General features: G+C 72.4%; 10 protein-coding genes. 4 read left to right on the top strand and 6 right to left on the bottom strand.

What is annotated here, in order from left to right:
* Positions 1–122 precede the first annotated feature (122 nt).
* The gene (locus A9X03_RS01440; RefSeq protein WP_068259339.1) at positions 123–3,383 is read right to left on the bottom strand and encodes an ATP-dependent DNA helicase; all 3,261 of its coding nucleotides are present in this window, start codon (positions 3,381–3,383) and stop codon (positions 123–125) included.
* Positions 3,380–6,514 carry an ATP-dependent DNA helicase gene (locus A9X03_RS01435; RefSeq protein WP_067757340.1) on the bottom strand — a complete coding sequence of 1,045 codons (3,135 nt, stop codon included), beginning with the start codon at positions 6,512–6,514 and terminating at the stop codon, positions 3,380–3,382. Before A9X03_RS01435 ends, A9X03_RS01440 begins: the two co-directional genes overlap by 4 nt.
* Before the next feature lie 109 nt (positions 6,515–6,623).
* Between A9X03_RS01435 and A9X03_RS01430 the strand changes: the two genes are divergently transcribed.
* From A9X03_RS01430 to A9X03_RS01420, 3 genes are read left to right on the top strand one after another with little or no spacing between them, the layout of a single operon-like run.
* Entirely contained in the window at positions 6,624–6,818 is a 195-nt protein-coding gene (locus tag A9X03_RS01430; protein ID WP_067757337.1) for a hypothetical protein, read from the top strand.
* Positions 6,819–6,865: 47 nt separating this feature from the next.
* Positions 6,866–7,651 carry an alpha/beta fold hydrolase gene (locus tag A9X03_RS01425; protein ID WP_067757334.1) on the top strand — a complete coding sequence of 262 codons (786 nt, stop codon included), beginning with the start codon at positions 6,866–6,868 and terminating at the stop codon, positions 7,649–7,651.
* A gap of 2 nt (positions 7,652–7,653) precedes the next feature.
* On the top strand, positions 7,654–7,956 hold the full coding sequence (locus A9X03_RS01420; protein ID WP_067757330.1) for an MGMT family protein: 303 nt from the start codon (positions 7,654–7,656) through the stop codon (positions 7,954–7,956).
* On the opposite strand, the gene A9X03_RS01415 is transcribed toward A9X03_RS01420, so the two are convergent.
* The 3 genes from A9X03_RS01415 to A9X03_RS01405 all read right to left on the bottom strand — a co-directional run bounded on the left by A9X03_RS01415 (position 7,953) and on the right by A9X03_RS01405 (position 11,228).
* On the bottom strand, positions 7,953–8,807 hold the full coding sequence (locus A9X03_RS01415; RefSeq protein ID WP_068259327.1) for a TIGR02569 family protein: 855 nt from the start codon (positions 8,805–8,807) through the stop codon (positions 7,953–7,955). The two genes, A9X03_RS01420 and A9X03_RS01415, sit on opposite strands and share 4 nt — an antisense overlap.
* Before the next feature lie 36 nt (positions 8,808–8,843).
* On the bottom strand, positions 8,844–10,022 hold the full coding sequence (gene moeZ / locus A9X03_RS01410) for an adenylyltransferase/sulfurtransferase MoeZ (RefSeq protein WP_067782340.1): 1,179 nt from the start codon (positions 10,020–10,022) through the stop codon (positions 8,844–8,846).
* 180 nt (positions 10,023–10,202) lie between these two features.
* Positions 10,203–11,228, bottom strand: coding sequence for a DUF3152 domain-containing protein (locus A9X03_RS01405; RefSeq protein WP_156670169.1), 1,026 nt, complete (start codon positions 11,226–11,228; stop codon positions 10,203–10,205).
* Between the two features lie 199 nt (positions 11,229–11,427).
* On the opposite strand from A9X03_RS01405, the gene A9X03_RS01400 reads away from it, so the two are divergent.
* Entirely contained in the window at positions 11,428–12,114 is a 687-nt protein-coding gene (locus tag A9X03_RS01400) for a TetR/AcrR family transcriptional regulator (RefSeq protein WP_067782337.1), read from the top strand.
* Here the strand turns inward: A9X03_RS01400 and A9X03_RS01395 are convergent.
* The gene (locus A9X03_RS01395; RefSeq protein WP_067782352.1) at positions 12,101–12,367 is read right to left on the bottom strand and encodes a DUF3107 domain-containing protein; all 267 of its coding nucleotides are present in this window, start codon (positions 12,365–12,367) and stop codon (positions 12,101–12,103) included. The genes A9X03_RS01400 and A9X03_RS01395 overlap by 14 nt on opposite strands.
* Between the last annotated feature and the right edge of the window lie 28 nt (positions 12,368–12,395).

Here is a 12,395-nt window from a genome sequence, read left to right as displayed (position 1 = left end):
TCGCTCAGTTGCCGCGACCTACCGTTGCGCACGGCGGTCCGTGATCGGCTCGACGCCAGCGCAGGAGACACGCACGCCTCAATGTAACCACGATCGCCACCCCGGTACCCGGGCAGCGCGGGTCACCCGACGGCCGACTCGGCCAGCAGCCCGGCCAGTTCGGCGGGGGCGGGCAGATCGTCGGGGGCGACCGTGGCGCGGGCGCGCACGTAATAGAAGGCCGTGCGCACCGACGATGCCGGGACACCGGACAGGGCGGCCCACGCCAAGCGGTAGAGGGCGAGTTGGACGGCGGCCTGCCGCATGGCTTCGGGTCCGTGCGGCGGTTCTCCGGTCTTCCAGTCGACGACCGTTGCGCCGCCGTCGGGGTCGGCGAACACCGCGTCGATGCGGCCGCGCACCAGGGTGTCGCCGATCGGCATCTCGAAGGGCACCTCGACGGCGACCGGAGTGCGCGCCGCCCACGGCGATTCGGTGAACGCGGCCTGCAACGCGGCCAACTCCCGGGTGTCGCCGACGTCGGAATCCGCCGCACCGGGCAGGTCCGCGAGGTCGAACAGGCACTCGGCGCCGTAGAACTGCTGGACCCACGCGTGAAACGCGTTGCCCAGCAACGCGTGCGGGTCGGGCCGCGTCGGCAGCCGATACCGCAGCCGCTGCGCCGCGGCCGCGGGGTCGCGGGCCAGGTCGACCAGGCCGCTGACCGACAGCTGGCTGGGCAGCTCCCCGGACGGCGGTTGGGCCACCCGCGCCCGTTCGGCGAGCAGCGCGTCGACGTCGGCGGTCCAACCCTCGACGTCGGCGCCTTCGTCACCGGTGTCGCTCGACATCACCCGGGTCACCAACGCCGCACCGCGCTCGACATCACCGCGTCGGCCGGCCAGCGGATCGGCGGGCCAGACGGCCTCGACGGTGTTGTCGCGCAACGGGTTCCGGTCACCGTCGGCCGGGCTGGGCGCCCATTGATCCACCACCCCGCAGGGGTCACCGGCCGAGGCCGAACGGTCGATGACGTCCTTGATCTCGCACAGGAAATCCGAGGGCCCGCGCGGTTTGATCCCCGTGGCGCCCCAGTGGTGGCCGGACACCAGCAGGGTGTCCTCGGCGCGGGTGATGGCGACATAGAGCAGCCTCCGCTCCTCGTCGACGCGGCGCTGCTCGAGTTGTCGGCGATGTTCGGAGATCTTGTCGGACAGCTGCTTTCGGTTGGTGACATCCGAGGTGTCGAGCACCGGGATGCCCAGGGCGCCCGTCGAGGCGCGGTCGCCCCGCAGCAGCGGCGGCAGCTCCGCCGCGTCGGTGAGCCAGGTGCTCCGGGACGCGGTCGACGGAAAGATCCCGCCCGACAGGTGCGCCACCGCGACCACCTGCCACTCCAGCCCCTTCGCGGAGTGCACCGTGAGCACCTGCACGCGATCGCGCGCGGCCACCAACGGGGCGGGCGGCAAGCCGTTTTCGACCGACTCGGCCACATCCAGGAAGGCCAACAGCCCCGACACCGACGCCGTCGCCGAACGGTCGGCCGCGTCCGCTCGTTCGGCGTAGCCGGCGACGACGTCGGCGAACGCGTCCAGGTGTTCGGTGCCGGTCCAGCCGGACTGCGCCCCCGCCGCGGCGCGGACGTCACAGTCGACGCCGAGCACCCGGCGCACCTCGGCGACAAGGTCCGGCAGCGCATGGCGCAGGTGGCCCCGCAGCGCGCGCAGCTCGGCGCCCAGCGCGGTGATGCGCTGATACCCCGCGGCCGAATAGCACTCCGCCGGGCCGGGATCCGCGATGGCGTCCGCGAGGCAGGCGGTGTCAGCGTCCGGGCCGGCCGCCATCGCGATCGCTTCCGGCGCGACGGCCCCGCCCCCGCCGTCGCACAGCGTCCGGGCGCGCCGCCACAGCGCGGCCACGTCGCGGCCGCCGAGGCGCCAGCGCGGACCCGTGAGCACCCGCATCGCCGCCGCGCCCGCGGTCGGGTCGGCCACGAGCCGCAGCATGGCCACGACGTCGGCGACCTCCGGCACCGACAGCAGCCCGGCCAACCCGACGACCTCGACCGGGACACCCCGGGCGCGCAGCGCATCGGCGATGGGCGCGGCGTCGGCGTTGCGGCGCACCAGGACCGCGGCGGTCGGCGGGTTCCCGCCGTCGGCCCCCCGGTACCGGGCGGCGAGCTCGTCGGCGATCCACTCCCGCTCGGCCTGCACATCGGGCAGCAATGCGCAGCGGACGGTCCCGGCCGGCGCGTCCGGGCGCGGCCGCAGCGCGTGCACCGCGACGGACCTGCGGCGCGCCTCCGCCGAGATCGCGTTGGCCAGCCGCAGGGTGCTCGGCGGGTTGCGCCAGCTGGTCCGCAGCTCCAGGACCGGCGCCGGTGTGCCGTCGGACAGCGGGAAGTCGGTGGTGAAGCGTGGCAGGTTGGTCGCCGAGGCGCCGCGCCAACCGTAGATCGACTGAATCGGGTCGCCGACGGCGGTCAGCGCCAGCCCGTCGTCGACACCGCCGCCGAACAACGCCGACAGGGCGACCCGCTGCGCGTGCCCGGTGTCCTGGTACTCGTCGAGTAGCACCACGCGGTAGCGGCCGCGCAGTTCCTCGCCGACCCGCGGGTAGTTCGCCGCCAGCCGTGCGGCGCAGGCCATCTGCACGCCGAAGTCCATCGCCTTGGCGGCCCGCATCCGCTCGCCCAAAGCGTCGAGCAGCGGCACCAGCTCGGCTCGCTGGGTCTGGGTGTCCGACAACCGTCGCAACCACTGGCTGGGGCCGCGGTCGCGCTGATAGGGGCCCGCGGGCAGGGTGTGGATCAGCCGCTCCAGCTCCACGTGGGTATCGCCGAGTTGCCGGGTGTCGACCAGGTGTTCGGCCAGCTGACCCCACAGCCGCAGCACCATCGACGTCACCGCGGCGGGGGTCTTGTCGGTGTGCAGCTCCCCGCGGTAGCGGCTGACGACGTCGAAGGCCAGCTGCCACAGCTCGGTCTCGCCGAGCAGCCGGGTGTCGGGCTCGATGGGCAGCAGCAGCCCGTAATCGCGGATCAAGGAACCGGCGAAGGCGTGGTAGGTGCTGACCGTCGGGTTGCCCGCCGGTTCCGCGGCAGCCGCGCCGTCGGGGGCGCCGACGCCGGCCAGCCGGGCGAGGCGGGAGCGCACGCGGCGCAGCAACTGGCCGGCGGCCTTGCGGGTGAACGTCAACCCGAGGACCTGGCCGGGTTCGGCGTAGCCGTTGGCGACGAGCCACACGACCCGCGCGGCCATGGTCTCGGTTTTGCCCGCGCCGGCGCCGGCGATCACGACCAGCGGCCCGGGCGGGGCCGCGATGACGGCGGCCTGCTCGTCGGTGGGCGGGAAAAGCCCGAGCGCACGGGCCAATTCGGCCGGGCTGTAACGTGCGTTCACCGTCCCGCCCCGTCCGCGTGGGCCGGGCACGAGGGCCGTACCGGGCAATGCGAGCAACCGTCGTTGCGCCGGGCGATGAACCGGGGCCCGGCGGTCGCCTCGGCCGCGCGGACCACCAGCCGGCGCCATTCGTCGCGGGCGGCCGGGGTCAACGGATCCTGTTCGCGCTCCGTCGCGCCGCAGGCCCCGGCCTTGCCGACGTAGACGAGCCGCGCGCCGCCCGGCTCCTCGCCGGCCGCCACCATGCCCTCGGCGACCGCCAACTGATACATCGCGAGCTGGGCGTGCTGCTGGGCGTCGTCCTTGCTGACCGGCGTCTTACCGGTCTTGACGTCGACGATCACCAGGCGGCCGGCGGCGTCGCGCTCCAACCGGTCGACCCGGCCGCGCAGCCGGACTTCGCCACCGCCATCGCGGGACGCGGCCAGGGTTCCGTCGATCTCGACCTCGACGCCGACCTCGGTCAGCGCTCCGCGGGTCTGCGCCCGCCACTCGACGAAGGCCTCGATCATCGCGCGGTGCCGCGCCAGCTCGTTGGCCGAATGCCACTCCGCCTCGAAGGGCAGGTGGCGCCAGGCGCGGTCCAGCTCGGCCAGCAATTCCGTTGCGCTTTTGCGTGATTCGGCGACCAGGGCGTGCACCACCGAACCAATGGTCGAGCGCAGATCGCGCGGGTTGGTGCCACCGTGCCGTTCGGCCAGCCACCGCAGCGGGCAGTCGTTGAGCGTCTGCAGGGTCGACGGGGTCAGGGTGACGGCATCGCCTTCGCCGTGCAGCGGTTCGCTGGTGCTGACCGGGGTCAGGCCGTGCCAGCCGGCCGGGTCGGCGCCCGGCACGCCGGCCCGGGCGAGCCGCGCCAATTGCGTTGCCGCACAGGCGCGGGCGGCGTCGTCGACCGCCCCGTCGGGCGCGCACACGACACCGCGCAGCCGGCCCACCAACGCCGCAGCGGACAACACCCGTGGCGCCGCGATGGGTTGCACGCCAACCGAATCGGCGTCGCCGTCGGCCCACTGCGCGAGCTCGTGGAAAAACACCGACGGCAGCGCGGCCTCTTGATCCGCGCCCCCGGAATCGCTGTCCACGGCGGTCACCAACAATCGCCGGCGGGCCCGGCCCATCGCGGCGACAAGCAGCCGCCGCTCCTCGGCCAGCAGCGGCGCCCGCACCGACGCCTCCTCGGCGACGCCGTCCAGCACGTCCAGCAGTCGCTGGGTGGCCAGGACCCCGCCACGCGGGACGGTGTTGGGCCACAACCCCTCCTGCAACCCGGCGATGACGACCATGTCCCATTCGTGGCCCAGGGCGGCGTGCGCGCTGAGCACCCGCACCTGCTCCACCGTCGACACCGGCTCCTGGTTCACGCTCGGCAGGTGCAGCGCGCCGACGTGGTCGACGAGCCCGCGCAGCGACGCGCCCGAGGTCCGGGACACGTACTGGTCGGTGATGTCGAACAACGCCGTCACCGCCTCCAGGTCCCGGGCGGCCTGCGCGCCGGCGGGCCCGCCGCGCTCGGCCGCCGACAGCCAGCGACGCTGCAGGCCGCAACGCTGCCACGCCGCCCAGAGGGTGTAGCGCGGGTCTTGGCCCGCACGATGGCAGCGCGCGGCCGCGTCCAGCACCGCGCGCACCCGCTGCACCGGGCGAAGCTGCGGCCCCGAAAGTGGCGCGGCGCCGGACAGCGCGTCGGCCAGCAGGTCCGCGAAATCGCGCGGCGCGCGATCGGCGTTGGCGCGCTGCAGCGTTCGGCGCAGCTGCCGCAGCGAGACCGGGTCGACTCGGCCGATCGGACCGGTCAGCAGCGCGAGGGCCCGGTCGCCGTCGAGCCCGTCGGCGGTGGCCGCCAGGACGGTCAGCAGGGCGCGGGCCGCAGGCTCGTCGGACAGCGACCCGCTGGCCGCCGGTGCGGCCACCGGCACCCCGGCGGCGGCCAGCGCGCGCGGCAAGCGGGCGCCGGCCCGCGGCACCGAACGGACGATGACCGCCATCCGCGACCACGGCACGCCATCGAGCAGGTGCGCCCGGCGCAGCGCGTCCGCGATCATCGCCGCCTCCGCGTGCGCGGACGCGGCCAGGCGCACGTTGACCGACCCCTGCTCAGGCCCGGTGCCCTCGATCCGCCTGCCGGCGCTGCCGCCGGCCAGCCGACGCGCGATGCCGCTGACCGCTCGGGCCACCGCCGGGGCGCAGCGATGCGAGGCCGTCAACGTGACCGACGGCGAATCCCCGTCCAACAGCCCGGCGGATTCACCGCCCCGAAAACCGAACACCGCCTGATTGGCATCCCCGGCGATCAACGCCAGCTCCGCGCCCGCCGCGAGCACCCGGACCAGCCGGGCCGCCTGCGGGTCGAGCTGCTGGGCGTCGTCGACCAGCAATACCCGCACCCGGCCCCGCTCGGCCGCCAGCAGCTCGGGATCGACCGCGAAGGCTTCCAGGGCGGCACCCACCAGTTCGGCGGCCCCCAGCGCCGGCGTCGTCGCCTGCGGCGCCGCGGTGCCGACCGCCGCCCGCAGCAGCATCACCTGCTCGTACTGGCGCGCGAACCGGCCGGCGGCGGTCCATTCCGGACGCCGGCACCGACGGCCCAGCCGCTCCAGCTCCTGCGGGTCCACACCCCGTTCGGCGCAGCGCGCCAACATGTTTCGCAGTTCGGTGGCGAAGCCCGCGGTGGCCAGCGCGGGCCGCAGATGGGCGGGCCACGCCACCGCCGCGCGCGGCCCGTCCTCGAGGTCGCCGGCCAGCAGCTCCCGGATGATGGCGTCCTGTTCGGCGCTGGTGACCAGCCGCGGCGGCGCATCGCCGGCCCGCTCGGCGGCCCGGCGCAGCACCGCGTACGCGTAGCCGTGCACGGTGCGGACGAGCGGTTCGCGCACGGCGGCCCGGCCGGGCCCCGCGGCGCGCGGACGCAGCAGGGCCGTCGTCAGCGTGCTGCGCGCCCGCATCCCCAGCCGGCCCGAACCGGTAAGCAGCAGAACCGATTCGGGGGCCAGGCCGGCGTCTATCTGGGCGACCGCGGCCTCGATGAGCAGACTGCTCTTGCCGGTGCCGGGCCCGCCCAGCACCCGGACCGGCCCGCGCACGCCGGGCGCCAGCAGGGCAAGCGCCTCGGGGTCCCAGGTGAACGACATGGCTGCATGGAATCACCAGGGTCTGACAAGTCGGCCCGACCCGCGCGGCCGCGGGCCCCTACGCTGGAGGCCGCGAACAGCCCGACGAACGGTTGAGGAGGTAGACATCGTGACGGACGTCTTTCCCAGCGACGAAGCGCCCGAAGGTGACGCCGCGGAACAACTGCAACCGGTCGACGTCGACGACGAATCCGGCCTGGACACCGAATACCTGACCGTGGCCGATCGCGAGGCGAACGAGGCCGATGTGATCGAGCAGGCCTACATCGTCCCCACCGAGGACGAGTGGGAAGACGGACGCTGAGCCGGCCGCCCGCGAGCTCTCGTGACGGCGGCTGGCACGATCGACGCGTGACCGCTCATCTGCATGTGCACCGCTACGGCCCGGCGGGACCGGTGCGGGTGCTGGCGCTGCACGGGTTGACCGGCCACGGACAGCGCTGGCAGCAGCTGGCCGGCCTGCTCCCCGAAATGACTTTCGCCGCACCGGATCTGATCGGCCACGGCAGGTCGACCTGGGCGGCGCCGTGGACCATCGACGCCAACGTCGCGGCGATGGCCGCGCTGCTCGACGACCAGGCCGAGGCGCCGGCGCTGGTGGTGGGCCACTCCTTCGGGGGCGGCCTCGCCATGCAGCTGGCCGCGGCACGACCGGACCTGGTGGCGGCGCTGTTGCTGCTCGACCCGGCGGTCGGGCTGGACGGCGGTTGGATGCGCCAGATCGCGGACGCGATGTTGGCCTCGCCCGACTACCCCGACGCCGAGGAGGCGCGCCTGGAGAAGGTGCACGGCTCCTGGTCGGACGTCGACCCGGCGCTGCTGGACGCCGAGATCGGCGAGCATCTGATCGCGCTGCCGGGCGGCCGGTACGGCTGGCGCGTCAGCCTGCCGGCGATGATGTCGTACTGGAGCGAGCTGGCCCGGGACATCGTGTTCCCGCCGGCCGGAACGCCGACGATCCTGGTGCGCGCGAAGCGCACCTCGCCGCCATACGTCAGCGACCGACTGATCGCCGGGCTGCAGGACCGGTTGGGACCGGATTTCCGGCTGCTGGATTTCGACTGCAACCACATGGTCCCCTACGCCGCGCCCGCGGAAGTCGCCGCGCTGACGCGCGAGTTGCTCGAGGCGCGCTGACCGTGGCGCCGGTGACCGAGGAGCAGGTCGAGCGGGTGCGCGCGCTGGTCGCGGCGATCCCGTCGGGCAGGGTCGCCACCTATGGCGACATCGCCGACGTCGCAGGTCTTTCCAGCCCGCGCATCGTCGGCTGGATCATGCGGACCGACTCCTCGGACCTGCCGTGGCACCGGGTGATCACCGCCTCCGGGCGCCCCGCGCGTCATCTGACCACCCGGCAGCTCGAGCTGCTGCGCGCCGAAGGGGTGCTGGCCACCGACGGCAAGATCGCGCTGCGCGAGGTGCGCCACGACTTCGGGCGCTAAAGGATCAGCCGGACCAGCGCCGCGGTGCGGGCCAGGCCGGGAAAGGCCTCGGCGGTCGACCGTGGGTGCAGCGCATGGACGGCGAGGCGAAACATCAAGGCCCGCAACAACATCTGCGGCCACTCCGGCAACGCGTTCCAGCGTTCGATAAGTCCGTCGTCGGCCTCGCCCCAGGACAGGGCGTCGACGACAACGACACCGGCCGCCCACGACGCGGGGCGCCAGTACGGCGTGATGTCGGTGATCCCCGGAGCGGCGGTGCCAACGAAAAGCACTGTGCCGTAAAGGTCTCCGTGCACCAGCTGGTTCGGGCTCTTGGTCGGCCGGCGCAGGGTGGCCAGCTGATTGATCAGCTCCACCGACCGCTCGGCGTCGGCCGTCGGCGGGGCGGTCCGCGCGCCAGGGGGCACCGAGGCCAACGGCCGTTCCTCCCAGGCGGCGCGGTCGGCGGCGATGAAGATGTCCACGTCGCCCCACGGCGCGGTGGGGCCCTGCGTCAGGAATCGGGGACGCTCCAGTTTGCCGGTCGCCTCGTGCAGGCGCACCGCCGCCGAGACCACCTCGTCGTGCCGCGGTTCGGGCGTGCCGGCGACGAAAGTGTCCGCCCGCCACCCCGAAACGACATACCGTCCGTCCGTCGAGCGGACCGGGCGGCCGAGCCGGACGCCGTCGACGAACAACGTCTCGCGCACCCGGGCCGACCAAGCCGCCCGGGCGTGGTCGGCCACCAGCGACAGGACGACCTCGCCGCAGCGCCAGCCGCCTTCCCAGCTAGCCCCCAGATAGACGGGCTTGACACCGGCCAAACCAAACGCCGCCAGCACATGCTCCGGCGGTGGCTCGACATTCACACGGGTAGCCTAGACGAGGCCACCTGCCGTATCGGGTCAGTACATCACCATGTCGGGTTGCATTTGCTGCGCCCACGCCACGATGCCGCCCTGCAGATGCACGGCGTCGGCGAATCCGGCCTTCTTCACCGCCGCCAGCGCCTCGGCCGAACGCACCCCCGTCTTGCAATACAGCACCGGGATGCGGTCGTGCGGCAGCTTTGCCAGACCCTCACCCGAGTCGATCGACGACTGCGGGATCAGCTGGGCGCCATCGATGTGATTGATCTCCCACTCGACCTGCTCGCGGACGTCGATCAGCGCCAGCTTCGTGCCGGAGTCCAGCAACGCGCGCAACTCACGCGGGGTGATCGTCGACTCCGCGGCGAGGTCACCGGGCGCCCCGCCGCAGAACTCCTCGTAGTCGACCAGTCCGGTGATCGCGGGCGCGGCCGGGTCCTTGCGGATCGTGATGGTGCGGTAGGACATTTCGAGCGCGTCGTAGATCATGAGCCGGCCCAGCAGTGATTCGCCCATCCCGGTGATGAGTTTGATCGCCTCGGTGCTCATCACCGACGCGACGGAGGCGCACACGATGCCGAGCACGCCGCCCTCCGCGCACGACGGCACCGTGCCGGGCGGCGGCGGTTCCGGGTAGAGGTCGCGGTAGTTGAGGCCCCGCCCGCCGGGCGCGTCCTCCCAGAACACCGACACCTGGCCCTCGAAGCGGTAGATGGACCCCCAGACGTACGGCTTGCCCGCAAGCACGGCGGCGTCGTTGACCAGGTAGCGGGTGGCGAAGTTGTCGGTGCCGTCCATGATCAGGTCGTATTGCCCGAACAGGTCGACGGCGTTGCTCGAATCCAGCCGCAACTCGTGCAGCCGCACCCGAACCAACGGGTTGATCGCTTCGATCGACTCGCGCGCTGACCGGGCCTTGGGGCGTCCGACGTCGGCGACGCCGTGGATGATCTGGCGCTGCAGGTTGGACTCGTCGACGACGTCGAAGTCGACGACGCCGATCGTGCCGACCCCGGCCGCGGCCAGGTACAGCAGCGTCGGCGCGCCGAGCCCACCGGCGCCGATCACCAGCACGCGAGCGTTCTTCAGCCGCTTCTGCCCGTCGACGCCGAGGCCCGGAATGATCAGATGGCGGCTGTAGCGGGCCACCTCATCGCGGGTCAGCTCGCCAGCCGGCTCCACGAGGGGCGGCAGCGCTGTCTGCGGCGTCGACACGGCCGGACATCCTCCTATTCGGTCTCGCGAACGCGGTTTGTCGTCCACCACCATCACAGCAGCCGCCGTGGTGGACGGCAATGAATTCAACCCGCCGCAGCCCGGCGCGCATCGTCACCGGGCTGGGTTTGACCGCCCGCCTCCTCCTCACGCCGCTGCCCGGCGCGCATCGTCACCGGGCTAGGCGATCGGGAACGGCCAGGGGTTGAATCGGCAGGTCTTCCCGTCGGCCTTGACGAAGTCCGGGTCGAACTTGGCGGCATCGTCATTGGACGTGGAGAACGTCTGCTGCATCATCACCGGCGCCAAAGCGCCCTGCTGCTCGCACGGTTCGTGGCGGACGTATCCGATGGCGTGGCCGACCTCGTGATTGATCACGTATTGGCGGTAGGAGCCGATGTCCCCCTCGAAGGGGACGGCTCCGCGCACCCAGCGCGCCTCGTTGATGAAGACTCGCGACTGCCGGTCCTGGCCGAAGGACGGGTTGTAGCACGAGGTTTCCAGACGGAATTCGTATCCGCAGCCCTCGCGGACCGTCACCGGGGATACCAGGGAGATCCGAAAGTCGGGCTTGCCGTTGTCGATCCGGATGAACGCGAATTGCGGGTTGTGCGTCCAGCCCTTGGGATTGGCGAGGGTCTGGTCGACCATCTGGGCAAAAGCGTTGTCGCCGCCGAACATTGTGGGGTCGATGCCGTCCTCCACCTCCACGGTGTACCGAAACACCCTGACGGTGCCCTGGCCGATCTGCGGCGTCGTGCCGGGGACGATGTGCCACGTCTTCTCGCCCGCTTCGGTGAACGGGCCGCCGTCCGGCAGCGTCCCGGCCGGCAGGTTGGCATCGAACGCGGCGAGCCCGCGCGGCGGCGCGTCGATGATCGAGGTGCCCACGGCCTCCATCGCCTGCGGACTCTGGATGGGCTGGTTGGCCGTGGGCTTCGTCGCGGCGGTGCCGGTCATCGTCTGGTAGACGACGACCGCGGTGAGCACCGACAGCGCGGGCAACGCGTACGCGCGCCAGCCGTAGGTGGAGACGAACCGTCCCAGCCATGTCTGTTTGCGCCACTGGCGCGGCCGCTCCCGGTCGGCGCGGGTGCGTCCGCCGTCGCGGGCGATCGGGTCGCGCAGGGCGCGCAGGGGTTCCCGCCACTCGTCGCGCAGCACCGGGACGCGACCGGTGCCGCGCGAGGGCCGCTGGGAAGTCATTTCCCCAGGATTACACAGTCGGCACCGGCGCCGTCCTTGGCGCGCCCGAATGCACCGCCCGACACCGCTTTCTGCCAGCGACGACGGCGGCGACGACGATCGCCGGAACGGCGCGGGTAGTAATGTCTGTGCCACGAGCCGCGCGCGGCCGGCCCTCCAGTGCCGGCGGCCGGTTGCCAACGCATCAGATGAGGACTCGATGAGCGAACTCGCCAAACCCGCGGCGCGGCGCGCCGTGAGGTCGGCCGACCGCAGTCGGCCCGGGGACGGCATTGCGGCTTCGAGCCGGCGCGGCAACCGATTGCCCCGCGATGAGCGCCGCGGTCAATTGCTCATCGTCGCCAGCGACGTCTTCGTCGATCGCGGCTACCACGCCGCCGGCATGGACGAGATCGCCGACCGCGCGGGCGTCAGCAAACCGGTTCTGTATCAACACTTCTCGAGCAAGCTCGAGTTGTATCTGGCCGTGCTGGCCCGGCACGTGGAGAACCTGGTCTCGGGCGTGCAGCAGGCTTTGAACACCACCACCGACAACCGACGCCGGCTGCACGCGGCGGTCCAGGCGTTCTTCGACTTCATCGAGCACGACAGCCAGGGTTACCGGCTGATCTTCGAGAACGACTACGTCACCGAACCCGAGGTGGCCGCGCAGGTGCGGGTCGCCACCGAATCCTGCATCGACGCGGTATTCGCGTTGATCAGCGAGGACTCGGGCCTGGACCCGCACCGCGCCCGGATGATCGCGGTGGGCCTCGTCGGCATCAGCGTCGACTGCGCCCGCTACTGGCTCGACTCCGACCGCCCGATCTCCAAGGCGGACGCCGTCGAAGGCACCGTGCAGTTCGCCTGGGGCGGGCTATCCCACGTGCCCCTTACTCGCCTTTAGCGCCCTTGCCGGGGAGTTTGGTGACCTCGGCGCCGATGCCGAAGCCGACCCGGCGCCCGTCCGCGGGACCGATCTCGACGTAGGCGATCTTGCTGGTGTGAACCAGGAAGCGACGTCCCCGCTCGTCGTTCAGTCTCAGCAGGCCCGCCTCGCTCAGCGCGGCGCTGACCAGCTCTTCGACTTCGGCCGGCGTCTGCGCGCTGGCGATGACGAGCTCGCGCGGACTGTCCGTAATACCGATCTTGACCTCCACGGTCACCCCTTCCGTAGGCATTGAAGTC

Source organism: Mycobacterium sp. E1715, from assembly GCF_001667625.1.
In the GTDB taxonomy this organism is placed as follows: Bacteria; Actinomycetota; Actinomycetes; order Mycobacteriales; family Mycobacteriaceae; genus Mycobacterium.
This window is presented reverse-complemented; position numbering and strand designations above follow the sequence as displayed.

What these genes read in the sequence shown, in the direction of transcription:
- A9X03_RS01435 (WP_067757340.1), bottom strand. Translation starts at nt 6,514, where the DNA reads ATGTCGTTCACCTGGGACCCCGAGGCGCTTGCCCTGCTGGCGCCCGGC.
- A9X03_RS01405 (WP_156670169.1), bottom strand. Translation starts at nt 11,228, where the DNA reads ATGACTTCCCAGCGGCCCTCGCGCGGCACCGGTCGCGTCCCGGTGCTG.
- A9X03_RS01400 (WP_067782337.1), top strand. Translation starts at nt 11,428, where the DNA reads ATGAGCGAACTCGCCAAACCCGCGGCGCGGCGCGCCGTGAGGTCGGCC.